The organism is Gammaproteobacteria bacterium (genome assembly GCA_032250735.1).
Taxonomy (GTDB): Bacteria; Pseudomonadota; Gammaproteobacteria; order SZUA-152; family SZUA-152; genus SZUA-152.
This window is the reverse complement of the sequence record JAVVEP010000001.1, coordinates 148,088-172,083: the sequence shown is the minus strand read 5'-3', so window position 1 is coordinate 172,083 and position 23,996 is coordinate 148,088. Positions and strand designations below refer to the sequence as shown.

Annotated in this window: 18 protein-coding genes; 7 read left to right on the top strand and 11 right to left on the bottom strand. The window is 61.8% G+C overall.

Features of this window, described 5'->3' with window-relative positions:
- Window positions 1–203 precede the first annotated feature (203 nt).
- Window positions 204–1,397 (bottom strand): alanine--glyoxylate aminotransferase family protein, encoded by a 1,194-nt coding sequence (locus RRB22_00775; protein ID MDT8382928.1) that lies wholly within the window; start codon window positions 1,395–1,397, stop codon window positions 204–206.
- Window positions 1,398–1,787: 390 nt separating this feature from the next.
- The gene (locus RRB22_00770) at window positions 1,788–2,252 is read right to left on the bottom strand and encodes a TerB family tellurite resistance protein (protein ID MDT8382927.1); all 465 of its coding nucleotides are present in this window, start codon (window positions 2,250–2,252) and stop codon (window positions 1,788–1,790) included.
- Window positions 2,253–2,477: 225 nt separating this feature from the next.
- Here RRB22_00770 and RRB22_00765 point away from each other — a divergent pair, with 225 nt between their 5' ends.
- Entirely contained in the window at window positions 2,478–2,975 is a 498-nt protein-coding gene (locus RRB22_00765; GenBank protein MDT8382926.1) for a DsrE family protein, read from the top strand.
- A gap of 176 nt (window positions 2,976–3,151) precedes the next feature.
- Here the strand turns inward: RRB22_00765 and RRB22_00760 are convergent, their stop codons facing one another.
- From RRB22_00760 to RRB22_00745, 4 genes are all read right to left on the bottom strand, one after another.
- Window positions 3,152–6,016, bottom strand: coding sequence for a hypothetical protein (locus RRB22_00760; GenBank protein ID MDT8382925.1), 2,865 nt, complete (start codon window positions 6,014–6,016; stop codon window positions 3,152–3,154).
- Window positions 6,017–6,486: 470 nt separating this feature from the next.
- A complete protein-coding gene (locus RRB22_00755) occupies window positions 6,487–6,948 on the bottom strand; it encodes a hypothetical protein (GenBank protein MDT8382924.1) in 462 nt (153 codons plus the stop codon).
- A 62-nt stretch (window positions 6,949–7,010) separates the two neighbouring features.
- The gene (locus tag RRB22_00750; GenBank protein MDT8382923.1) at window positions 7,011–8,522 is read right to left on the bottom strand and encodes a YifB family Mg chelatase-like AAA ATPase; all 1,512 of its coding nucleotides are present in this window, start codon (window positions 8,520–8,522) and stop codon (window positions 7,011–7,013) included.
- 67 nt (window positions 8,523–8,589) lie between these two features.
- Window positions 8,590–8,847: an accessory factor UbiK family protein gene (locus RRB22_00745; protein MDT8382922.1), complete on the bottom strand. Its 258-nt coding sequence runs from the start codon at window positions 8,845–8,847 to the stop codon at window positions 8,590–8,592.
- Window positions 8,848–9,188: 341 nt separating this feature from the next.
- Between RRB22_00745 and RRB22_00740 the strand changes: the two genes are divergently transcribed.
- From RRB22_00740 to RRB22_00725, 4 genes are all read left to right on the top strand, one after another.
- Window positions 9,189–9,848 carry a TorF family putative porin gene (locus tag RRB22_00740; protein ID MDT8382921.1) on the top strand — a complete coding sequence of 220 codons (660 nt, stop codon included), beginning with the start codon at window positions 9,189–9,191 and terminating at the stop codon, window positions 9,846–9,848.
- A 120-nt stretch (window positions 9,849–9,968) separates the two neighbouring features.
- Window positions 9,969–10,307 (top strand): P-II family nitrogen regulator, encoded by a 339-nt coding sequence (gene glnK / locus RRB22_00735; protein MDT8382920.1) that lies wholly within the window; start codon window positions 9,969–9,971, stop codon window positions 10,305–10,307.
- Window positions 10,308–10,325: 18 nt separating this feature from the next.
- Window positions 10,326–11,600: an ammonium transporter gene (locus RRB22_00730; protein ID MDT8382919.1), complete on the top strand. Its 1,275-nt coding sequence runs from the start codon at window positions 10,326–10,328 to the stop codon at window positions 11,598–11,600.
- A 291-nt stretch (window positions 11,601–11,891) separates the two neighbouring features.
- Window positions 11,892–12,350, top strand: a complete 459-nt coding sequence (locus RRB22_00725) for a DUF4124 domain-containing protein (protein ID MDT8382918.1) — start codon at window positions 11,892–11,894, stop codon at window positions 12,348–12,350.
- Between the two features lie 33 nt (window positions 12,351–12,383).
- On the opposite strand, the gene speE is transcribed toward RRB22_00725, so the two are convergent.
- Entirely contained in the window at window positions 12,384–13,241 is an 858-nt protein-coding gene (gene speE / locus RRB22_00720; GenBank protein MDT8382917.1) for a polyamine aminopropyltransferase, read from the bottom strand.
- Between the two features lie 199 nt (window positions 13,242–13,440).
- Between speE and speA the strand changes: the two genes are divergently transcribed.
- Together speA and RRB22_00710 are read left to right on the top strand one after the other, a co-directional pair.
- Window positions 13,441–15,354: a biosynthetic arginine decarboxylase gene (gene speA / locus RRB22_00715; GenBank protein MDT8382916.1), complete on the top strand. Its 1,914-nt coding sequence runs from the start codon at window positions 13,441–13,443 to the stop codon at window positions 15,352–15,354.
- A gap of 157 nt (window positions 15,355–15,511) precedes the next feature.
- A complete protein-coding gene (locus RRB22_00710; protein ID MDT8382915.1) occupies window positions 15,512–16,069 on the top strand; it encodes a DUF2914 domain-containing protein in 558 nt (185 codons plus the stop codon).
- Window positions 16,070–16,144: 75 nt separating this feature from the next.
- Here the strand turns inward: RRB22_00710 and RRB22_00705 are convergent, their stop codons facing one another.
- The 4 genes from RRB22_00705 to RRB22_00690 all read right to left on the bottom strand — a co-directional run bounded on the left by RRB22_00705 (window position 16,145) and on the right by RRB22_00690 (window position 23,817).
- On the bottom strand, window positions 16,145–20,782 hold the full coding sequence (locus tag RRB22_00705) for a cyclic nucleotide-binding domain-containing protein (protein ID MDT8382914.1): 4,638 nt from the start codon (window positions 20,780–20,782) through the stop codon (window positions 16,145–16,147).
- Between the two features lie 196 nt (window positions 20,783–20,978).
- Window positions 20,979–21,569, bottom strand: a complete 591-nt coding sequence (locus tag RRB22_00700; protein MDT8382913.1) for an SPOR domain-containing protein — start codon at window positions 21,567–21,569, stop codon at window positions 20,979–20,981.
- Between the two features lie 15 nt (window positions 21,570–21,584).
- Window positions 21,585–23,357 (bottom strand): arginine--tRNA ligase, encoded by a 1,773-nt coding sequence (gene argS / locus RRB22_00695; GenBank protein MDT8382912.1) that lies wholly within the window; start codon window positions 23,355–23,357, stop codon window positions 21,585–21,587.
- 187 nt (window positions 23,358–23,544) lie between these two features.
- Complete coding sequence (locus tag RRB22_00690) at window positions 23,545–23,817, bottom strand: hypothetical protein (GenBank protein MDT8382911.1); 273 nt, start codon at window positions 23,815–23,817, stop codon at window positions 23,545–23,547.
- Window positions 23,818–23,996 lie beyond the last annotated feature (179 nt).

Here is a 23,996-nt window from a genome sequence, read left to right as displayed (position 1 = left end):
TATCTGTTCGGCGTATCCTGCGGAAACTTGAATAAAGACAAGCCAGTAGAAATCCTCGCCGGCCAGCGCGTCACCCCCCCCGAGAGGCGCCCCGTTGACCGGGACGTCGCCGCTATTCCGTTACTCCGGCACCTAAAGAGGGCCTGGAGACGGCCCACAAAAAAAGGGCCCGAAGGCCCCTTTTCAACTACCTTAAATCTGCCTTAGCTCAGCGCGCCCTGCGCCGCCGCCACCGCCACGCCGCTGTCGATGGGGGCGCCCATGTCGGTCAACACGGTATCCAGCGCGCCCAGACAGAACATCACGTTCTTGGCGCTGGAGGCGTGGCCCATCAGGCCGATGCGCCAGACCTTGCCGGCCAGGGCGCCCAGGCCGGCGCCGATCTCCAGATTGAACTGGTTGAGCAGACGCCCGCGCACGGCGGCCTCGTCCACACCCGCCGGGATGGTCACGGCATTGAGCTGGGGCAGGCGCGCCGCCTCGGGCACCACAAAGCTCAGGCCCATGGCCTCGATACCGGAACGCAGGGCCAGGTGATTCGCCTGATGGCGGGCCCAGGCCTGTTCCAACCCCTCATCCTGCAGGATCACCAGCGCCTCGTGCAGGCCATACAGGGTGTTGACCGGCGCGGTGTGGTGATAGGCGCGCTTGGCGCCCTCACCCCAGTAACCCATCATCAGATTCAGGTCCATAAACCAGCTCTGCACCTTGGTCTTGCGGCCCTTGATACGGGCGATGGCAGCCTCGCTGAAGCTCACCGGCGACAGGCCCGGGGTACAGGACAGGCACTTTTGCGAGCCCGAATAGATGGCATCGATCCCCCACTCATCCACCCGGATGGGGGTGCCGCCTAGCGAGGTCACCGCATCCACAATCACCAGGCAGCCGTGCTGATGGGCGATCCGGGTAAGCGTTTCGGCGTCTGACTGCGCGCCCGTGGAGGTCTCCGCATGCACAAAGGCCACCGTGGTCGCCTCGGGGTGGGCCTTCAGCACCTCTTCCAGCCTGTTCGGGTCCACCGGCATGCCCCAGTCGTCTTCCACCATCACCGGGATTGCGCCACAGCGCTCGACGTTCTCCTTCATCCGCCCACCAAACACCCCGTTCTGGCACACCACCACCGTGTCGCCGGGCTCCACCAGGTTCACGAAACAGGTCTCCATACCGGCCGAACCGGGGGCGGAGACCGGGATGGTCAGCGGATTTTCGGTCTGAAAGGCATATTGCAACAGGGTCTTCATCTCGTCCATGAGCGCCACAAACTGCGGATCCAGATGCCCAATGGTGGGCCGCGCCATGGCATTGAGGATGCGCGGATGGACGTCTGACGGGCCGGGGCCCATGAGGGTGCGCACTGGCGGGATAAATGTCGTAATAGTGGGGGCATCAGTCGCCATAATCTTCAATCTCGTCTGTAAAAGGGTTGAAAAAACACAGGCCGATCACACGTGATCGGCCTGTGACATGCATCCGCACGGCTGCGCAAGACCATCAATCCACGCAAAAAAAGTTGACGGATTTTATCGGTTATTTGACTGTCAGGCAATCTGCCCGCCCCTCGACCCAATACCAGATGGCGACAGATAAGCAGGTAAGGGTGTGGCGAAACGGCACGACCCGCGCCCCTGGCAGCGCGGCCGGTGATCCATGCCGCATCCATCCGCCGGGAAAATAAAACGCAGGCGATTATGCGCGTGGGAATTTTGGGGCCTCAGGCCGGGATTTTGTGGAGTACCTGGTGGGGGGGGGTGTTTTTAAGGCACAAAACGCTACGAAAAAACCGCGCCCTACTCCAGCCCCAGACGCCGCCTGACCCGCAGCTTGGACTGGATAAAGTCGGCATGTGGTACGTACAGCAGATCGGAAAGCCGGCGCAGCAGGTGCTCTTCGTATTTTTCCATCTCCGCATCGGCGTAGGCCACCTCCCACAACATCTCCACCACCTGCGCCTTCTGCGGCCTGGAAAAGTGCCTGTTGATCAGGGAGGTGAACTGGTGATAACAGGTGGCGTCGGCGATCTCCGATTCCGCCAGCTCGATCAGCTCCGCCGTTTTCTGTGCATCGATATTGAAGGTCCTGGATATTGCCCGCGCCACGGCGGCCTGCTCGTCCTCGCGGACCTCGCCGTCGGCGCGCGTCATCTCCACCAGCAGCGCCGCCGTGGCCAGGTGCAGCCGATCCTGATCCACGACTTCGTCATCGGCCGGTGGCGACAGGTGTTTTTCAAAGAATTGTTTAAAGCGTTTGATCATCGTTTACCGGGACCCTGACTTTGTTAACTTGCCGCTTACTCCGACTGCCGCCACGCCTGTGCGCTACTGCGATCGCACCGCAGTGTAACTAAAACGACAGTCCCGACTCAAATAGCATAGCCGGCATAACGGGGCCACAGCAGTGGAACGGAATACCCGCACGGTAGTCCCACGTTATGCAGCCTGCTACATTATCCCTCCACCCGGTCAGGAGCCCTTCTATTCATGCGTATGCGCCGCTTTTTCGCTTTCACCCTGTTCAGCCTTGCCGGGGCCATCGCCCTTTTCGGCACCACGGCCCACGCCGGCACCGAGGATGAGATCAATGACATTCTCGCCCAGAACGACGCCCCCTTCGGGGTGGTGTTTGAGATCGTTGAAGGCAGCGGCAAGGCGCTGCAATGGGCCATTCCCGCCGTCAATGGCTACGTCAAACGGCTGCGCGAGCGCTTTCCTGATATCGGTCTGGCCGTTGTCTCGCATGGCAACGAACAGTTTGGTCTGATGACCAGCCAGCAGAGCGAACAGGCGCAGATGCACAAGACCGTCCAGTCCCTGGTCGCCAGCGACGTGCCGGTGCACGTCTGCGGCACCCACGCCTCCTGGCGCGGCAAGGACGCCGAAGACTTCCCCGATTACGTCGACGTGGCCCCCGCCGGCCCCACCGAGATTCGCAACTATGAGGCCATGGGTTATGTGCTCGTGGTGGTTAGGAAGGATTAATGCCGTAGAGCGCAATAACCGAAGGGCATTGCGCCGCATGACTTAGCACTCAGTTCGTAGAACATTGCGCCGACTGCCTGATAATGAATGATACTGCTGAGCACCCAAAAAAAACCCGGGCCATGATCCATGGTCCGGGTTTTTGATGGGCATCTAATACCCGTTATGCGATGAGGCTACAGCGGTACGCTGTTCGCATCGGCCGGATTGCTACCGGCGGCAATCTCGTCACCATCCAGGAAGCCATCCTCGTCACGGTCCAGCGCGAGGCGGTGGCCGTTGTTGGGCGGCACGGCGGTGAAGGTCACCACCGCTGTGGGATTGTTGATGAGGAACCGGCGCAGGTCGCTCAGCTCCACCACCGAGGCCGCCGCGCGATTGCGCTTGAACTCACCGTTGCCCACATAGAGGTAACCGTGGGCATCATCACGGCGCGCCACCAGCTCACACTCACCCAGGTCGGCGCGTTGCATCAACAGGCGCAGACGCGGGATAACCGAGATCGCGTTGGCGGCGGTGATCGACACCTGCTGACCGACGATCGGGAACAGGTTGCTGTCAAACACCATCAGGTACTGCTCCAGATCGCGACGGATCTCCATGCCCTCGGGGGAGATCGGCAGGTTGGCCGGATTACCCGGATCCAGCGGCGTCACCGCGCCGGCCGGGCGTGGTAGGAAGCCGATGATGTTGTGGAAACGGAACATGGTATCCACGCTGCCGTCGTGCACAAAACCGAAGCCGCGGATCTGGTCACCCATGTGCGGGTTCTCATTGGCGTTGAACGGATCAACAGGATCAAAGGGGTTGTCGGCCAGGAAGAAGCCGGTGTTGGCCATGCCGAACATGCCCACCTTCTGATACATATTGCGCAGATGCGGCACCTTCAGGAACTGCGGCTGGAAGGCAAAGGTGTTGCTGCCATCGGTACCGAAGAAGCCCGGCTTGAGCACGCCAAATTCGGCATTGGCGGTGCGTTCCACCGTATGACAGCCGTTGCAGTGGAACACGGTATCGACCACCTTGGTGGGATCGAAGAAGAAGTCTTTACCGGCCTGCTGCGCAGGCGTCAGCGAATCATCCAGGGCCCGAATCGGATTCGGCGGATAGGTGATCTGCAGGGCAAAATCGGTGTATTCCTGCATGGCCGAGGGCGAGAGTTGTACCCCCAGGCCGTGCAGGTCGACGAAGGCGCCGTTGAACTTCTTGAAGCCCAGGTCCTCGTTGAAGGTACCGCCGTCGGGCTGCACGGTCGGCTCTTCGTTACCGCCGGTCTGGTCCCCACGCCAATGCAGGGCGCCGTGATTGGCCATGCCGCGCAGGCTCTGCGTGGTCATCGGGCCCTTCATCGGCTGGAAGCTGGGATCCAGGGGCAGACCAAAGGCCGCATGATTGATCTTCAGCGGGCCGGGATTGGGGGTCGCCGTACCATCCGGGTTGCCCAGGTCCCAGGCCAGGTTGTCAAAGTCACCAAAGATGTGACAGCCACCGCAAGAGCTATCGCCATGGCTGGAGGTCAGTGAGGCATCGTACAGATACCGACGGCCCTGGGTGATGCTGGCCGGTTCCGGATTATGCATGGCGACGTGCGCCAGCTCCGATCGGCTGGTGGTATCGATCACCGAAATCGCATTATTGAAACGCGTCAACACATACAGGCGAGCGTTGGCCTCATCCAGCACCATGCCGCTGGGGCCGCCGCCGGAGACAACCACCTGATCGTCGGTGCTGGGCTCAAAGCTGTCATCTTCCAGTTTGGCGGTGTCATAGATACCCACCTTGCTGGAACCAAAACCGGCCACGTACAGGGTCTTACCGTCGCTGCTGACCGCCATGCCGCCCGGCTGGGCCAGGCTGCGGGCATTCTCCGCATTGGGTACCGGCGCGCAACACTGCGCGTAGTCGATGTGTTTGTTGAGATGGATCGGCGTCACGTCATCGCCCAGCACCGTAATACGGCTCTCCACAAAATGGCCCTTCACGGTCGAGCCACCGGTGGTGCCCGGACCGGTGAACCGCACCTCATTGCGGGCCTCCAGGTTGCTGACGTAGACCTTGCCCGAGACGGGGTTGGTGACCATGTTGAACAGGGTGCTGCCCACCGACTGATAGAAACCGTCATCACCTGGCAGCTGCGCCGGAGGAGTGGCCAACGCGTCGATCACAAACACGTCCTTGTCCGGCAGATTGAATTTGACGTATTGATCCCAGGCCTTGCCTTCCTCATCCACCCAGTGCTCGCCATTGAAGCGCACGATCAGGCCCACCGAGGGCTGCACATTGCCCTCGACGTTCACCGCGTGCGGCTCGACGATACCGTCGCCATTGGTGTCCACCCAGACCTTCTCACCGGGCAGACCGCCCTCGGCGATCACATTGGTTTCAAAGATGGTGGTGGTCTGATTACCGGTCTTGAAACCGGCGGCGTAGACACGGCTGCCATCGGGCGACACGGTCAGGGCGCGGGGCGTATCAGTAAACAGGGTGATGATGGACAGCGGTTCACCGCCCAGCACCGTGGAGCCGCTGGCCTGCGGGGCGTCAAACACCCACACATCGGCACGACCGATACCGGGCGTGGTCAACTGCGGATCAAAGGGGGCGTTCTGGCCACGGTGGGCCGTGGTGATAAAGGCGCGGAGGCCATTTTTGCCCGCAAACACGATATCCCGGGGCTCATCGCCCACCAGCAGGGTGTTGGTGACATACATATTGGACAGGACTTCCACATTGACGATGCTGACGCTGTCGGACACATTATTGACCACCCACACCTCGCCATTGGTGCGCGCCGCCACGGCCACGGGTTCCATGCCCACCGGCACCGAACCGACATGTTCCAGCCCGCCCTCTCTCACTTTGAAGACCTCGAGCCGGTTATCCGGTGTATTCACCGCAAACAGTTTCCTACCGTTGGGCGACATCGCCAGCGGTCGCACCTGACCCGCCTCAAACAGGGTGTAGGTCTCTTCGCTGGCCTGCAACCCCCCTGCAAACAAACCCGCAGTTACCACTAATGCTGTCAGAGTGAATCGTGACACCCATGTCCACCTTTTATTAAAATCCATACTACCCCCCTACATCCTGTTGATTATTCGAACCGCACGCTTACGTAATATCTAGCAATATCTTTCGTAATTTTCCCTAGGATACCCGGAATATGGGCGCATTAAATACCCTTATATTGGATATAGGGAGCGCCGGTTATCTCACTTCAGACTAAAAGGGGCGCCTGCACCCCGGAAACCGGGGCTGTATCGCAGGAGATTGGGGGGAGAAAATTTCAGCGCAGGAAGGGGAACAATGAAACTCGCGATTGATACCAGTGAAACGCTACCAAAAAACCTAGCAAAATCATCGGATAATGGATTTTCTGCTGTTAATCACTGCCGATAGCACCAACCGAAATATGCCTGCGACGGTTTTCGGTGGGTCGCAACGCCCGTCGCGATCGGCTCGCCGGGCCGCAACCGGCTGGCAGCAGGATGGGACATCACCATAAATAGATTGCCTATTTCTGGGTCACGGCCTCGACCGCTTCCCAGGGTGTCATCTTGTGGCCGACCAGCTGCATTTCACCGCCCTCCACGGGCAATACCACGGTGATCACATGGTGCAGGCGCTTGTCGCCATCGTGCACGGTTTCGTATTCGAGGATGTAGAACTTACCGGAAAACCGGGTATCGGCCTGGCTGCGCCGCAGAATGTGGCGCTGCAACGGGCCGCGTTCCGCCAGCAGGCGCTTCATCGCATCGACCCATTCTTCCTTTGAACGCTGGGCAAAAAACTTTTCATAATACTGCGCCACGACCTGCCCATAATCCTCGGCCTTCATCGCCTCAAACAGGGCCGTGGCCCGCGCCTCGACGGCGGGATTGGTGGAAGGATTGTAGGCACGCTCACTGTCATCGCAGGCCGGCAGGCCCACCAGGATCAGCAGCAACAGACTCGGCCAAAGGAAAAGCTTTTTCATCGGATGATCACACTCGTGGCAGCTTCGAAACGCCGCCGATCTTAACACAGTCGGCCAGACCACTACTGTACGGCGCGATCCAGTCGACGATAGGCGATGGCCTCGGTGAGATGCGCGGTGCCGATGGCGTCTGCACCGGCGAGGTCGGCCACGGTGCGGGCCACCTTGAGGATGCGGTGATAGGCCCGGGCGGAGAGCCCCAGCCGGTCGATGGCCTGCTCCAGCAGCCGGCTATCGGCGTCACTGATGCGGCAGTGCTGCTGCACCTCCCGATTCTTCAGCACCGCATTGGGCTTGCCGCTGCGGGCGGTTTGATGGCCCCGCGCCCGTTCCACACGCCGGCGCACCGCAGCGGAATCTTCGCCCTGTTCACCCGGCGCGGCCCGCAATACCGCCTGCGGCACGCAGGGCACCTCCACGTGCATGTCGATACGGTCCATCAAGGGCCCCGAGACCCGGGAGCGGTAGCGCTGCACCTGCTCGCCGGTGCAATGACAGCGGCCGTTGCTGTGCCCCAGATAGCCGCAGGGACAGGGGTTCATCGCCGCCACCAGCTGAAACCGCGCCGGGAATTCGGCCTGTCGGGCGGCGCGGGAGATGATGATGCGCCCGGACTCCAGCGGCTCCCGCAATACCTCCAGCACCCGTCGATCAAACTCCGGCAGCTCATCGAGAAACAGCACCCCGTGATCGGCCAGCGAAATCTCCCCCGGACGTGGATTGCTGCCGCCGCCCACCAGGGCCACGCCGGAGGCGGTATGGTGCGGCGCGCGAAAGGGTCGCCGCTGCCACTGTTCAACACTGAAGCCGCGCTCACTGATCGAGGCCACGGCGGCGGCCTCCAGGGCCTCGTCTTCGCTCATGGCCGGCAGGATGCCGGGCAGGCGACTGGCGAGCATGGTTTTGCCGGTGCCGGGCGGCCCCACCATCAGCAGGCTGTGGCCCCCCGCGGCGGCCACCTCCAGGGCGCGTTTGGCGTGGTGCTGGCCGCGCACCTCGATGAGGTCGTCCTGCAGGTCGTGGGTCGGTGTTTGCGGCAGGTGGACGACGGGACTGAGCCGCTCCACGGCGTTGAGGTGGGCGCACACCTCGAGCAGGTGCCCGGCCGCCAGCACCTCCCCCCCCTTCACCAGACTGGCCTCCGCCGCATTGTCCCGTGGCACTACCAGGGTGCGCCCGGCGGCGCGGGTGTGGATGGCGGCGGGCAGCACCCCGCGCAGGGGGCGTAGCTCCCCACTCAGGGCCAGCTCGCCCATGAATTCGTAACGCGACAGGGTTTCGGTCGGCAGTTGCCCGGAGGCGGCGAGGATGCCCAGAGCGATGGGCAGGTCAAAACGCCCGCCCTCCTTGGGCAGATCGGCGGGGCCCAGATTGATGGTGATACGCCGCGCGGGAAAATCGAACTGCGCATTGATCAGGGCGCCGCGCACCCGGTCCTTGCTCTCCTTCACCGCCGCCTCGGGCAGGCCGACGATGGACAGGCTGGGCAGGCCATTGGAGAGATGCACCTCGACGGTCACCAGGGGGGCATCAATGCCCGCCTGGGCCCGACTGAAAACCGTTGCGAGTGACATGGCGCTCCTTGCCAGGGTATTGCGTATGAGTTGCCTATAAACAGGAAGGGGGGAATAAATCGGGGCGCTATTTCAGGCGTGCCTCCAGCTCGGTGACCCGGGCCTCCAGCGCCTCCAGTTTTTCGCGGCTACGCTGCAGCACCGCGCTCTGCACCTCGAACTCCTCGCGGGTCACCAGATCCAGCTTCCCCAGCGCACCCTGCAGGGCCGCCCGCAGGTTTTTTTCCATATCGTGCTGCAGGGTCTGAAAACCGCTGGGCAGTCTGTCCAGCACCCCCCGGGCCAGCTCATCGAGTTTTTTGGCATCCAATCTGTTTTCAAACACTTTGCTCACCCCCTCTAGACTTAATTCGTGCCACAGACATCGTTATAGACGGATCGACAGGCACACGCCCCGTTCCCCGACGCATCTTAACGAGGTTCGGGGAACATTGACCAGTGAAGTATGCACGAAGCCCGATTGCACCAAAATGGCGCACATTATTGGTGCAAAATCCGGAACGCCTCCTCATTTCAGTGCGACCGGTCCTGAAAACAGCCCTAAAATTGCTCGTAAGTGTTTGAAAAAAAATACATTCCTGTTTTTGGCACAGTGAATGCAATGGACTGATCGGAGCTATTACAGACTCAGACAGCACAACTTTTTAACGCAGGAGAATTTCACTAATGAAAAAGATAACCAACACTATCGTACTGGGCAGCGCACTGGCCGCCGCAACCCTGATCAGCGGCCCCACCCTGGCCGCCGGTCTCAGCGGCAATGTCGGCGTGATGTCCGATTATTTCTACCGGGGTATCGACCAGGGCACCAGCGCCACCGCCAATGCCGGCGTCGATTATGACTTCGGCACCGGACTGGCAGTGGGTATCTGGGGCGCCGATGTGGGCGATGGCCTGGAGGTTGACCTGTACGGCAGCTACTCGGGCGAGGTGAACAACTTCTCCTACAGCGTGGGTTTCACCAGTTACCAGTACACCGGCGAGTTCGACGAGACCTACAACGAGGTCAACCTGGGTCTGGGTACTGGCCCGGTGAGCCTGGAATACAGCATCGGCTCCTATGACTCCAGCCCGAGCCAGGACTACACCTTCCTGGCCCTGACCTTCGAGCAGGGTGGTGCCTACGCCAAGTACGGCACCTTCGGTAACGATTTCGACGGTTCCTACATCGAGGCGGGTTACGGCATGGAGGCGGGCGGCTTTGATCTGGGCGTGGCGATCATCAGTGCCGACGACGACCTGAGCACCGTTGACCAAGACAGTGATGGTTCTACAGATGCCGAGGTGTCCATGGTCTTCAGCCTGGGCAAGTCCTTCGATCTGTAATACCGACATGAATCCGATGGCCGGGGCCTGGTCCGGTCATCGCTTACCGAGCAACAACAGCACAGCAATATCGCGCCTCGCAACCGTGCCGGGCGCCAGAGCATAGGAGGGAGAGATCCCATGAAATTAGTTACAGCAATTATCAAGCCCTTCAAGCTGGACGACGTGCGCGAGGCCCTGTCAGAGATCGGGGTTCAGGGCATTACCGTCACAGAGGTGAAAGGCTTTGGGCGGCAGAAGGGCCACACCGAACTCTATCGCGGCGCAGAGTACGTGGTGGACTTTCTGCCAAAGGTCAAACTCGAGCTGGCCATCGCCGCCGATCTGCTGGATCAGGTGATTGAGTCCATCAGTAAGGCGGCCAACACCGGCAAGATTGGTGATGGCAAAATTTTCGTTGCTCCTCTGGAGCAAGTGGTTCGCATTCGTACCGGTGAAACCGGTTCGGAAGCACTTTAATACGGGGAGTACACGACAATGGAAGCAAATATTTTTCATTTACAGTACGCCATGGACACCTTTTATTTTCTGGTCTGTGGCGCCCTGGTGATGTGGATGGCAGCAGGTTTTTCCATGCTGGAGGCGGGCCTTGTTCGCTCCAAAAACACCACCGAGATTCTCACCAAAAACGTCACCCTGTTCGCCATCGCCAGTACCATGTACCTGATCTGCGGTTACCAGATCATGTACGGTGGTGGCTTCTTCCTGTCCGGCATCGCCGGTGGTGAGAGCCTGGTGGACGATGCCCTGAAGAGCATGGGTGAACGTGAAGACGGTTTCACCGGCGGTTCGGTCTATTCCGGCGCCTCTGACTTCTTCTTCCAGGTGGTGTTCGTGGCCACGGCCATGTCTATCGTCTCGGGCGCGGTGGCCGAACGCATGAAGCTGTGGGCGTTCATGTTGTTTGCGGTGGTGATGACCGGCTTCATCTACCCCATGGAAGGCCTCTGGACCTGGGGCGGCGGTTCCGTGTTCGGCCTGTTCAGCCTGGGAGATGACTTCGGCTTCTCCGACTTCGCCGGCTCCGGCATCGTGCATCTGGCCGGTGCGGCTGCCGCCCTGGCCGGTGTGCTGGTGCTGGGCGCTCGCAAAGGCAAGTACGGCAAGGACGGCTCCATCAACGCCATCCCCGGCGCCAACCTGCCGCTGGCAACCCTGGGCACCTTCATCCTGTGGATGGGCTGGTTCGGTTTCAACGGCGGTTCGGTGCTGAAGCTGGGTGATATCGCCAATGCCAACGCGGTGGCCATGGTGTTCCTGAACACCAATGCGGCGGCAGCGGGTGGTGTGATTGCCGCACTGATCGTCGCCAAGCTGATGTTCGGCAAGGCCGATCTGACCATGGTCCTCAACGGGGCGCTGGCCGGTCTGGTCGCGATCACCGCTGAACCCTCCACGCCCACACCGCTGGCGGCCACCCTGATCGGTGCTGTCGGTGGCGCGCTGGTGGTGTTCTCCATCGTCACCCTGGACAAGCTGAAGATCGACGATCCGGTCGGCGCCATCTCGGTACACGGTGTGGTGGGCATGTGGGGTCTGATGGCGGTGCCGCTGACCAATGCCGAGACCAGCTTCGTCGGCCAGTTCGTCGGCCTGACCACCATCCTGGCCTGGGTGTTCATTACCAGCTACATCGTCTGGATAGTGATCAAGATGATCATGGGCGTGCGGGTCAGCGAAGAGGACGAGTACCAGGGTGTCGACCTTGCCGAGTGCGGCATGGAGGCCTACCCCGAGTTCACCAACAAGTAATACCTTCTACACAACGTCTGTCGACACAGACAAGCCTTGGCGGGTGTTCCTCAACACGAGGACACCCGCTTTTTTTTGCCGGGCCTTCCCCCATCGATTCAGAGGCTCGCTCTCATCTCAAAATCTGCGCTAAACCCTGCATATCACTAAAGTTTCAGGCTGTGATGCCGTTCAATTTACAGGCCCAAAGCGGCGCGCTATGCTCGAGACAGCGCATTGCCCCATCCACCCACGACCGTCAATACGCCGGCCTACTATCCAGGCCAGCATCCAGACTAAAAAAGGGTTTGCATGAAAAGATTACTGCTCCTCATCGCCATCGGCCTGTTATGCACCTCCACCCTCAGCGTTGCCGGCAAGATCTATAAATGGACCGACAGCGAGGGCAACATTCACTACGGCGAGCGCCCACCCAACGGGCAGAGCCAGCAGATCCATGTCCCCAGCACCCCGCCTTCCTCGGGCGCGACGGCGGCCACCCCCAGCAGTCAGGCGGATAGCCGCAAGAACCTGCTGGAGGCCTTCGACAAGGAGCGCGCCGACAAGGCCGAGGCCACCGCCAAGGCCGACAAGGAAAAGGCCGTGCGCGACAAGAACTGTTCCAATGCCCGCAAGCGGGTCGCCAGCCTCAGCATCGGTGGTCGCATTTACGACATCACCGAGGAGGGTGAACGCCGCTATCTGGAAGAGGCCGACATCCAGGCCCGCCTGGCCGAGGCCCGCAAGGCCGTGGACCAGTGGTGCAACTAGACCGAGATTTTATATAGGCAAGGGGCCTGCGCCTCAGGCACCGAGTCCGCGGTAAAAAAATGGCGGCATGGCGAAGGCCGCGCGATGGATCTCGGCACTGTAATATTCTGTCTCGAATGACTTTGCCAGCACGGCATCCTCACGAAACCCTTCTATCATCTGCCCCTTGCGCGCCGCGGTCGCCGACCACCAGCCCGACGGATACACCGGCTGCGGAAATTGCAGCGACTTCACATCGGCAAACTCGGCCGCCCGCATCGCCGCGTGCATGTCGCGCAGGATCGCCATGTGCAACAGGGGCGACTCGCTCTGTTGCACCACCAGCCCCCCTGGCCGCAGCGCCTTCAGACAGTCGCGATAAAAGGCCTCGGAAAACAGGCCCTCGGCAGGGCCGATGGGGTCGGTGCTGTCGACAATGATGATGTCGAGGCTTTCCGCCGCGGCGTCCCTGACCCACTGAATCGCGTCATCGAACACCAGACAGGCGCGCGCATCGTGATTCGCCGCACACAGCTCCGGGAAATACTGTTCGGCCAGGCGCGTCACCTGCTCATCAATTTCCACCTGGATCGCGGACTCCACACTGTCATGCCGCAGCACCTCGCGCAGGGTGCCGCAATCACCACCACCGACGATCAGCACGTCCCGGGGGTGGGGGTGGGTAAACAGCACTGGGTGCGACATCATCTCGTGATAGAGAAAATTGTCGCGGCTGCTGAGCATCACAAAACCGTCAATCACCATCAGCTTGCCAAAGTCGGTGGTGTCGAAGATCTCGATGCGCTGATAGGGTGTCTGCACCTCGGCCAGGCGTTCGGTGATGCGCAATGAAAAGGCAGTCCCCTGCGGCGCGTAGATCTCGGTAAACCAGTTGCCGGCGATTTCACTCATTCTCTCATCCTCAATTTGTGTACAGAAAACATGCCATTAAAAACACCGCAGCACACGCCGTAGTGCAGACCACAGTACAGACCACAGTACAGACCACAGTTCAGTGGGCGCTATTATGCGGGCTCGGCCGCCATTTTTACATCGTGTCGGCGCAAGAATGTGTCATCGATTGTCCGGCTAAATCCGATATACTCCGCCCATGACATGGACTAACGAAAAGGCACGCGCGGTCTATAATTTTGCGCACTGGGGTGGTGGCTACTTTGATGTGCACGAGGGGCACCTGCACGCCCGTCCCTCACCGCAGAACACCACTGCCAGCATTGACCTGCATCACCTGGCCGATGACATCCAGCAGGCCGGGCTGGAGCTGCCGGTGCTGGTGCGTTTTCCCGACATCCTGCGCGATCGCGTCCACCAGCTCAGCCGCGCCTTTGCCGCGGCCATCGAGACGCATCATTACCAGGGCCGGTTCACTGCGGTGTATCCCATCAAGGTGAATCAGCAATACAACGTGGTCAGCGAGTTGCTGGCGGCCAGCGATGCGCAGACCCGGGTCGGGCTGGAGTGTGGCAGCAAACCGGAATTGCTGGCGGTGCTGGCGCTGTCCATCCCTGGCGGTTCGCCCGACAACACCCAGGGCACCATCATCTGCAACGGCTACAAGGACCGCGAATACATCCGCCTGGCGCTGATCGGCCAGCAGCTCGGCCACCACATCACCATCGTGCTGGAAAAGCCCGCCGAGCTGGCGCTGGTGATCGAGGAATCCGCCAGACTCGCGATCCGCCCACGTCTCGGGCTGCGCCTGCGACTCGCCTCCATCGGCAAGGGCAACTGGCAAAACACCGGCGGGGAGAAATCCAAATTCGGACTGTCGGCCGCCCAGGCCCTGCAGGTGATCGAACGCCTGCAACAGGCCGGCATGCTCGACTGCCTCGGCCTGCTGCACTGCCACATGGGCTCGCAGCTGAGCAACATCCGCGATATCCAGCAGGGCCTGCGCGAGATTGCCCGCTACTATGTCGAACTGCATCGCATGGGGGTGAAGATCCACTGCATCGATGTGGGCGGCGGACTCGGCATCGATTACGAGGGCAGCCGCTCACGCAATCTCTGTTCCATGAATTACAGCCTGCAGGAATACGCCAACAACGTGGTGCATACCCTGTGGGAGGCCTGTGACGAACACCGGCTGCCCCACCCCGATATCATCACCGAGTCCGGCCGCGCGCTCACTGCGCACCATGCGCTGCTGATTACCGATGTCATCGATGTGGAAAAGATTGGCGCCCGCATCACCAGCGAGCCCGACGTGGATGCCCCGGTGGTGCTGCATGATCTCTGGAACGGGCTGTGCGCCAGGAGCGACCCCCGTACCGCCATCGAGACCTACCACACCGCCGCGCACTGGCTGGCCGAGGCGCACTCCATGTACGTGCACGGGGTGCTCAGCATGCCGCAGAAGGCACAGGCGGAGGAGCTCTATTTCGCGATATGCCGGCAGGTGCAGCAACAGCTGGACCCGGCCCAGCGCGCCCACCGGGCGATTCTCGACGAGCTCAGCGAAAAACTGGCGGACAAGGTGTTCTGCAATTTCTCGCTGTTCCAGTCACTGCCCGATGTCTGGGCCATCGACCAGATCTTCCCCATCGTGCCACTCAGTCGGCTGGACGAAGAGCCCACCCGGCGGGCCACCCTGCAGGATATCACCTGTGACTCTGACGGCCGGATCGACCACTATGTCGACGGCGAGGGCATCGATTCCAGCCTGCTGCTGCATGACATCAGCGCCGGTGAAAACTATCGGCTGGGCTTCTTTCTCATCGGCGCCTATCAGGAAATTCTCGGCGACATGCACAACCTGTTCGGCGACACCAATGCCGTGGATGTGCGCCTGGACGCCGAGGGCCAGCCCCGGCTGGAGCACTTCCACCATGGCGACACGGTGGATAGCGTGCTGCGCGTCGTACACTTTGACGCCCAGCTGATGCTCGGTGCCTATCGGCAGCAACTCCAGCAGGGTGCGCTCAGCGCCGGCCAGCGCGACCAATACCTGGCCGAACTGACCGCGGGGCTCAGTGGCTACACCTATTTCAAGAACAGTGCGTGAGCGCAGCAGCCTGCTCGCGCAGGGCGACTCTGCTACACTGGCCCCAACCCGTGGTAGCGGCTGGGGTAGCGGCTGGGATAGCGACCAGCATGCCCGCACCTCAACCTGCATCGGAAACCTACACCCAACAAACCACCTTACGCCAGGAGCCGTCACTATGTTTGCCGCACGCCGTCTTGCCCTGATCGCCGGGACCATCCGCCGAAAACGCCACCTCGCCACCGGCCTGCTCTGGGGCCTGCTCATCGGCCTGCCACTGTCAGGCATGGCGGAAACGGCCGCGCCCGAGGCCACCGACACCGCGCCGGCGGTCATCGCCGACACGCCTCAGGTAGAGAGCAATGCTGAGCCGGTGGAAGGCAGCGTCGCCCGCGCCCTGTTCACCTCGGCCATCGTCAACCGCGAGCCGGTGGACAACCTGAGCACGGTTGCAAACGACATTCAACGCCTGTTTTTCTTTTCGGATTTACGGGGTCTGGCCGGTGAGATCGTCACCCACCGCTGGGAATACGAGGATCGGGTGATGGCAGAGGTGACCTTCAAGGTCGGCGAGGGGGCTCGCTGGCGGGTCTATTCCAGCAAAAATCTGTTGCCCGAATGGACGGGCCAGTGGACGGTGGTGGTGAGTAACGCCAGTGGTCAGCCGCTGGCGACCAGCCGCTTTGACTATACGGCGAAAACAACGGACGGGACGGCGACAACGGTTTCACCCTGATTGCCTGACACACCTGAACCCTCAGCGACAGCGCCGAAGGGCCTGTCTGCCTTACGGCAACCTCACCACAGTCTTTTATTCGACCGCCGGCTCCGCAGGGTTGGCCAGCGTCTCGGTGGGTGCTGCGATGGATGATTCTGTGGGCGTGCTCGCCTCCGCCGGCGTCGCCACCGATTCCGTGGGTTCGATAACAATGGTTTCAACAATGGTTTCAACCACAGTATCAACAACGGCCTCGTCCACCGTCGCTGCATTGCCCGCCGATTCCGGCAGGGTTGCTGGGACGGCCTCATCAATGATGGGCAGACCGTCAACCGACTCCACCACGTCCTGCTGCTGATCGGACCCTGCATCCTCAACCGGACCGGCCGGTTCCGACAGCGCCCTCATCACGTCCTCTACGGTCTCCAGCGGGGCGACATCCTGCCCAGTGGTCTCCGTGGTTTCCGTGATTGCTGTGGCTGCCATTTCCGGCGTGACCGGTCCCGGCGCGGTGACCACCGGGACGGTCTCCGGCGGGGGTGATGCCGGGGGTGATGCGAATGGGGCCTGCGCATCGGCCCTAACCGCCTGTTGCGCCTGCTCACGCCTTTCCTTGTCTGCGGTCTCCGCCTTTGCGCTGGCCTTCATCGACTCCAGGCGCTCACGCAGGCGTTGCATCGCCGCCTCATCCACCGGCTTGGCGGCCTTGTCAGCGACCGGGGCCTCATCCTCTTTACTCCCCATGTTGCCGATAGTCTGATTCACCTTATCCTTGATCGAGGTGAGCGCCTGCGTCCCCTGGCCAACGGCCTGTTTCAGCTGGGACGCGGCCTGATCACCGGACAGGTAATACCAACCGCCCCCCGAAACCACGGCCAGAAACAGCACTGCCCCGATCATCATCTTCATGCCGAAGGCGCGCTTGCGGCGTCGCTGGGGCACATCCAGTTGCGGGCGGATATTGCGATTGATTTCCTGTGTCTCAAACAGGGAGGGTTTTGCCGCGGCGCCCTTTTCGGCTGCTTCGGTCGACTGCCTGCCCGTCGGCTTGTCCGCCTTTTTCGGCGTCTCCGGCTGTACGCCGACAGAGTCCGCAGGAGAACCCACAGCCTCGACATCCGGGTCAGTGCGATAGCCCAGGGTGGCCTCCCAGATAAAGTCGTCCGATACCCACTGACGTTTTTGTTCCTGTCTCTCGACCTTCATAACCTCGGTGGGATCGATCAGGTTTTCGCGGTCTCTTGCCCGCTGTTCAATCTGTGCCTCGTTGACAATAATGGCATCGTCCGCCGCATGCACCTCGGCAGCGGACGTCTCCAGATCCAGAAACTCATCGAGATTTTCCTCGCTCCTGCCGATCGCGCGCAGTGCCGCCGCACGCGCCTCGCGGGTGCGCTGCGCCTTATCCTCATCGGCCTTGTTGCTGACCTGGCTGGCGGCCACCTTACGGGCCTTGGCCTGTGCCGCCTGCTTCACCTTGTTCTTATCCACCTCACGACGCGAGGCCGCGATGGAACGCTTCACTTCGAGCTCGGCCTTCAGGCGCGAGGCATCTGCCTGGGCCTGCAGACGCTTGATCTCTTCCTCCGCCTCGCGGCGCATGATCGCGGCGATCTCCTGCGCGCGCTCGGCCTCTTCATTGGCCAGACGCACCGCCTCTTCCGCCTGTTGCTTGCGCCGGGCCGTGACCTCTGCCGCCAGCTGCTCCCGCCGCTCAAGCTCTTCGGCCTCACGCCTCTGCGCCGCCGCCTGCTGCTGCTCCGCCTCACGGCGTTGACGCTCGGCCTCCAGTGCCGCCTGATCCCGGTCGGACTCTTCCGCCTCCAGGCGTTGTGCGGCGGCAAACAGTCTCGCCTGTTTTTCCACCTGCGCCCGCGCGGCCGCCGCCTCGGCCCGCAGCTGCGCCATCTCGTCTTCCATCTGCTGACGGGCCGCCTCGGCCTCTCGCGCCCGCTGTGCCTCGGCCGCGGCACGGGCCTCGGCCTCTTCCGCCGCAAGCTGGCGACGGGCGATCTCATTCTCCGCCCGTTGCCGGGCCTCATCCGCCAGCTCCGCCCGGGCGGTCTCCTCCTCGGCGCGACGGGCGATCTCTTCGAGCTGTTCCTGTTGCAGCGCCAATTCCTGGCCACGCAGGCGCGCCGCCTCACGTTCCGCCTCGGAACGCGCCGCATCGGCGGCCAGCCGGGCCTGCTCCTGGGTCTCCAGCCGGGCCTGTTCCACCTCGGCCTGTAGGCGCTCGAGTTCATTGACCGCCTGCAGACGCGCCTGTTCGGCGGCGGTCGCCCGTGCAGACTCGCGCTCCGCGTCGGTGCGCGCCGCATCGGCCACCCGTTGCGCCTGCTCCTCCAGCTGCATGCGGGCCACTTCGGCATCGACCTTCAGGCGCTGAATCTCTGCCTCCGCCTGTCGGCGGGCATCCTCGGCCGCCCTGGCGCGCAGGGTTCCCTCTTCGGCGAGCCGGGCCATCTCCTCCCGCTCGGCCTGAAAACGGCTCATCTCTTCCGCACGTTGCGCGGCGATTTCACGCTCGACCTCGCTACGCGCGGCATCCGCGGCCAGACGGGCCTGTTGCTCGGCCTGCAGACGGGCGTCTTCGGCCTGCTGTTTAAGTTTCTCTACCTCGTTCTCTGCGGCATGCGCCCGCGCCGCCGCGACCTCCGCCTGGCTCAGTGCCTCTTCAATCTCTTCCTGCTTTTCCGCCAGGTATTCCGCACGCTGCCGGGCCGCGTCACGCTCCGCCTCGGAGCGCGCCTGATCGGCCGCCAGACGCGCCTGTTCTTCCATCTCGCGCTGTGTCTCTTCCGCCTTCTGGCGCATGCGCTCGGCTTCATCCTCCGCCTGCTGCCGGGCCGCCTCCGCCTGCTGGGCACGCATCGCCTCGATCTCGGCCTTCTGCAGGGCGCCCTCTACCTCCTGGTGATGACGGCGCACCTCCTCGGCCTGCTTTTCCGACAGTTGACGCTCGGCCTCGCTGCGGGCCTGATCGGCGGCCAGCTTTGCCTGTTTTTCCACGCGCTGACGGGCCATCTCCGCCTCCGCCTTGAGGCGAATGATCTCGCCCTCGGCGTCCTGCTTGGCCTTCTCCGCCGCCTGCCTTGCCTGCTCTTCCATCTCCCGGCGGGCCTGGGCGGTTTCCTGCTTGATGCGTTCGATCTCTTTCTCAGCGGCCGCGCGGGCCGCCTCGGCATGTTCTGCCCGGGCAACTTCGGCCTGTACCCGCTGTACGGCGGCCTCTCTTTCGACCTGCTGCACCGCCAGCTCATCGGCCCGCTTCTGGGCCGCGGCACGTTCGGCCTCGGAGCGCGCCTGGTCCGCCGCGCGACGGGCCTCGGCCTCCACCTGCTGCCGGGCGACATCCGCCTCGGCCCTCAGGCGCGCAACCTCTTCCTGCGCCTGTTTGCGCGCATTTTCCGCCACCTGTGTGCGTTGCATCTCCTGCTGCACACGTTGCTTGGCCTTGCTCATCAAGGCCTCAACCCGGCCATCGCTCTCGGCGCTGTTGTCGGCCGCTTCACCGCGCAGATTGACGACCTTGTTGTCCGCCGTTTCGGGCGCGCTGTGCGCCGGCAGGGTCTTCAGGGTGGGCACCTCCACTGCGGGCGCCGTGGTTGCCTTGGTTGTTGTCGTAGTTGTTTTAGCTGTCGTAGACGCCTTGCCTTCCGGTGCCGTCTTTTGCAGGCTCGCGGCGGGCACGGCAGCCAGCCCCTTTTCCAGCACATAGGCATCAAGGCCCTGCTGATTCAGCAGGAATACGGCGGCGGCGGCACGATCACCTTTATTACTGAAGACGACGTATTTGTGGAGTTTATTCAGCTTGCGGATACCGAGGCGCAGCTCCGCCAGGGGGACATTTCTGGCATCCGGCAGGCTGCCACGGGAAAACTCATCCAGCTTGCGCACGTCCAGCCATTCCAGGTCCGGGTTACGCATCGCCTGCGCCGCATCAAAGGACACATACTGCAAAATGGGCTCCACCAGCAGGCTGATGAAATCGGCCTTTGACAGGCGCATCAGGGTGCCGTCCTCCATCATGGTGACCGAGGCATTGCGCTTGCTGTTGCCGATCAGCGCCTCTTCACCAAAGCCGGTGCCGGCCGTGAGTATGGCCAGTTTCATCAGCGGGGCGCCGGGGGCCACCCGCCGGGCCACCTTGGCCGATCCCTTGGCAATGATGTAATAGTTATCGTCGATATCATCCTGATGGATGATGACGTCGTCCGCGCGTACCGCGATCTCCTCCATACGCATCAGCATGCTCTGGATATTCTCGGCGCGCAGCTTGAGGAAAACCCGGGATTGCAGGAAGCGGCTCATCCAATCCGTCTCTTCCTCTTCATGCACCTCGATATTGGAGACTTCGTAGGTCTGCTTGCTGCCCCAGCCCAGCAGCATCTCCAGCAGGCTGGTATCGATGTTCAGCAGTGAGACGGCGCTTTTGGCGACTGCGGTATAGAGGTGAGGTTTTTGGGGGTCGAGCGGCTGGCGGGCCTCTTTGCTGTCGGCCTTTAATTGACGGCTGCGCCCGGTGGCATCGGTGAGTTCCAGCGTACCGGCGACCAGGTACAGGGTGCGGTGATCGCGTTCGCCGATAGTGAATATGGTCGCCCCGGCCACCACCTGTTCCACCTGCGATTTGCCGCTCAATTCCGCCAGCATATCGGGCGGAAGATCGCACAGCGGCGACAGGGTTCTCAGCAGCTTATGGTCCAAGTGTTGTTTTGCGGCGCTCATGTCCTATTCCGGCAAACTGAAGAGACGACTGACTATAATGCTTTTACTGCGAGATATAGCGGCAAGGGCAACAAAAGGTTTACAACAGAAAGCCGTGAAATGCAGTGTAAAACCGGGCAACTCGCCGTACCGTGATGGCTGTCACAGAGTGTCAGAAGCTGACCCTGAGCGTCATTTCACCACCGCCGGGCGGCGGTCATTTAACCTTTAGGACGATAGGGTCAATAGACTGGGCACGCAAGCGATTCCGCACCGTGTCCATTTTGCGAGCACTCTGGAAGGGGCCAACCCGCACCCGGTGCCAGGTTTGGGTGTCATTTATGGTCACACGCTGGATGTGCGACTCGATATTGCTCAGCGCCAGTTGGGCGCGCAGACGATCGGCATCGGCAAAATTCCTGAACGAGCCGACCTGTAGGTAATAGGTGATGGACTCCGTCGGCTCCCGTTCGCGTTCGGTCTCCAGGGTCTGCGGCGGAATGAAAACCTCCATCTCCGGCAGCAGGTTATAGAAATCAAACCGCGGCTTGTTGCTCTCGGGCGCGGCGTCTTCAGCGGCGGACGGCTTTGCAGAGGACGCCACCGGCTTGCCCGCCGCCCGTCCCTTCTCCACCACCGGCGCGGGCTTGCGGCTCGCATCGCCGCTCGGCGACTGATCTTTCAGGTAGACCAGCAGGGCGATAAACAGGCCGATCGCCAGGCCGGCCAGCATCCACAGCCAGCCGGGGGCGGCCGCCCTGGGTGCCTTGTTTTTGGGTCGGGGGGTGTTCTTGTAATCCTTGGCCATGGCTTCGGGCAGGCCCTACATGCTGTCGGGCGCGGATACCGCCAACAGGCCCAGGCCGTTGGCGATCACCTGCCGCGTGGCCTTGATCAGGCACAGGCGCGCATCGCGCAGCGCCACATCCTCCACCAGAAACTGATGGGCGTTGTAATAGGTGTGAAATTCATTGGCCAGCTCGCGCAAAAAATGCGCCAGCTGATGGGGCTCATGATTCAGTGCCGCGGCCTCCACCACTTCGGGATAACGGGCCAGCCCGGTGAGCAGCGCCTGTTCATGCGATTCCGTCAGCACGGCCAGGTTGGCGAGGCCGTTATCGCTATTATGCGTTAGACCTTTTTCTTCCATCTGCCGCAGCACACTGCATACCCGGGCATGGGCGTATTGAATGTAGTACACCGGATTATCGCTGCTCTGCGACTTGGCCAGATCCAGATCGAAATCCATGTGCTGCTCGCACTTGCGCATCACGTAAAAGAAACGCGCCGCATCATTGCCCACCTCTTCACGCAGCTCGCGCAGGGTGACGAATTCGCCGGAACGGGTCGACATCTGCGCCTTCTGCCCGCCGCGATACAGGATCGCAAACTGCACCAGCAACACGTCCAGCCGGTCGGCATCATCGCCCAGCGCGGTGAGCGCCGCCTTGACCCGTGGCACGTAGCCGTGATGGTCCGCGCCCCACACATCGATCACCCGATCAAAGCCGCGCTCCAGTTTTTGCATGTGGTAGGCGATGTCGGATGCAAAATACGTCGTCTGCCCGTTATCGCGCACCACCACACGGTCCTTCTCGTCACCGAAATCGGTAGACCGGAACCACCAGGCGCCGCCCTGCTCATACAGATGGCCCGCCTCTTTGAGCCGCTCGATGGCCCGACCCACCGCACCGCTTTCGGTCAGCGAGCGCTCCGAAAACCACTCCTCGTAGACCACGCCGAAGCCTTCCAGGTCACGGCGGATATCATCCAGAATACTGTTCAGCCCCGCATCAAACACCACACGATAGGCCGCATCACCCAGCAGTTCGCGGGCACGATGGATCAGCGCATCGATATAGCGCTCCTTGTCGCCGCCCTCGGTCTCATCGGCGGGCAGATTGCTCAACACGATCGCGGCGGCATGACAATAGGCATCACCGTGCTCGCGGCGCAGGGTGGCGGCGATATCCCACACGTAATCGCCCTTGTAGGCGTTGACGGGAAACGGCAGCTCGTCATGGGTGTTTTCGCCGCACAGATCGAGATAACGCAGCCATACCGAGGCGGCCAGAATATCCATCTGTCGCCCGGCGTCGTTGACGTAATACTCGCGATGCACCCTGAAACCCACCGCCGCCAGCAGGTCCGCCACCGCCGCGCCATAGGCCGCACCGCGACCATGGCCCACATGCAGCGGGCCGGTGGGGTTGGCCGACACAAATTCCACCTGCACGGAGCGATCATTGCCGATGGTCGACCGCCCGTAGGCCTCGCCCGCCTCCAGCACCGCCGCCACCACCGCGTAGGCGGCGGCCTCGGTCAGGCGAAAATTGATAAAGCCCGGCCCGGCGATCTCGACCCTGGCCACCTGCGGCGACGCCGGCAGGGCCGCGACCAGTTGCTCCGCCAGATCGCGCGGCTTACAGCCCGCCGCCTTCGCCAGCGACAGGGCGATATTGCAGGCATAGTCGCCGTGGCTAGGGTCGCGGGTACGGTCGATCTGGATCGTGGGGGCCAGGTCCGCAGGCAACACACCCTGGGTTTGCAGGGCATCGATGGCGGTCTGGATCAGGAGGGCAAGCTGTTGTTTCATAGTGTCTGTCGTCGCGGAAAAGCGGGCTATTATCCCTTGAGGGGCTGGCTCAGCACAAGGGAGGCAGTCCGGCCAGGAAATCTGCGCGGACGTCAGGAAGGCGGCGATGGCAAAGGCCGGTGCGGGCCGTAAGACAGAGACAAAAAGCAGAGATAAAAAGACAGGGGCGAAAAGGCCGCCCGGGACTTCAGGTTTCGTCCGTCGCCTGACAGCCTTCATCCCTTGAGGCCATAGCAATGCTCCACGCAATGCCCTCGTTCAAGAGATTAAAATTGCCCAACGGAAAGGTTTCCGGCACCACAAAATTCCCGTACTTTGTATAATCGCGTGATTGCCTGCCGTAGACCACATTGCAATAGCTGGCGAGCAGCGGCACGGCCGGAACAACATCGCGCATGATGAATGGGTCAGCAGAATAGCTGTTGATTTTGTTTGAGATAAAGCCAAAGCGGTTTTCCATCCTACTGTTCAACATCTCAATAATCTCGGGCGCACAGTCTCGTGTTACGGTTACGCCCTCGTTGAAAGTTGCAATCACGTAGCAATCACGTAGCAATCAAAAAATTCGTAGAAACCCAGTGTCGTTTCAAGGGTATCGTTCATCGGGAAGCCTAAATTATCGGGTAGTGGTCGTGGCGA

Bases quoted from the DNA above. Each gene is read 5' to 3' on its own strand.
- RRB22_00725 (MDT8382918.1), top strand. From the start codon at position 11,892: ATGAAAAGATTACTGCTCCTCATCGCCATCGGCCTGTTATGCACCTCC.
- glnK (MDT8382920.1), top strand. From the start codon at position 9,969: ATGAAATTAGTTACAGCAATTATCAAGCCCTTCAAGCTGGACGACGTG.
- RRB22_00690 (MDT8382911.1), bottom strand. From the start codon at position 23,817: ATGGAAAACCGCTTTGGCTTTATCTCAAACAAAATCAACAGCTATTCT.
- RRB22_00730 (MDT8382919.1), top strand. From the start codon at position 10,326: ATGGAAGCAAATATTTTTCATTTACAGTACGCCATGGACACCTTTTAT.
- RRB22_00700 (MDT8382913.1), bottom strand. From the start codon at position 21,569: ATGGCCAAGGATTACAAGAACACCCCCCGACCCAAAAACAAGGCACCC.
- RRB22_00775 (MDT8382928.1), bottom strand. From the start codon at position 1,397: ATGGCGACTGATGCCCCCACTATTACGACATTTATCCCGCCAGTGCGC.
- RRB22_00765 (MDT8382926.1), top strand. From the start codon at position 2,478: ATGCGTATGCGCCGCTTTTTCGCTTTCACCCTGTTCAGCCTTGCCGGG.
- RRB22_00755 (MDT8382924.1), bottom strand. From the start codon at position 6,948: ATGAAAAAGCTTTTCCTTTGGCCGAGTCTGTTGCTGCTGATCCTGGTG.
- RRB22_00770 (MDT8382927.1), bottom strand. From the start codon at position 2,252: ATGATCAAACGCTTTAAACAATTCTTTGAAAAACACCTGTCGCCACCG.
- argS (MDT8382912.1), bottom strand. From the start codon at position 23,357: ATGAAACAACAGCTTGCCCTCCTGATCCAGACCGCCATCGATGCCCTG.
- RRB22_00750 (MDT8382923.1), bottom strand. From the start codon at position 8,522: ATGTCACTCGCAACGGTTTTCAGTCGGGCCCAGGCGGGCATTGATGCC.
- RRB22_00710 (MDT8382915.1), top strand. From the start codon at position 15,512: ATGTTTGCCGCACGCCGTCTTGCCCTGATCGCCGGGACCATCCGCCGA.
- speA (MDT8382916.1), top strand. From the start codon at position 13,441: ATGACATGGACTAACGAAAAGGCACGCGCGGTCTATAATTTTGCGCAC.
- speE (MDT8382917.1), bottom strand. From the start codon at position 13,241: ATGAGTGAAATCGCCGGCAACTGGTTTACCGAGATCTACGCGCCGCAG.
- RRB22_00740 (MDT8382921.1), top strand. From the start codon at position 9,189: ATGAAAAAGATAACCAACACTATCGTACTGGGCAGCGCACTGGCCGCC.
- RRB22_00705 (MDT8382914.1), bottom strand. From the start codon at position 20,782: ATGAGCGCCGCAAAACAACACTTGGACCATAAGCTGCTGAGAACCCTG.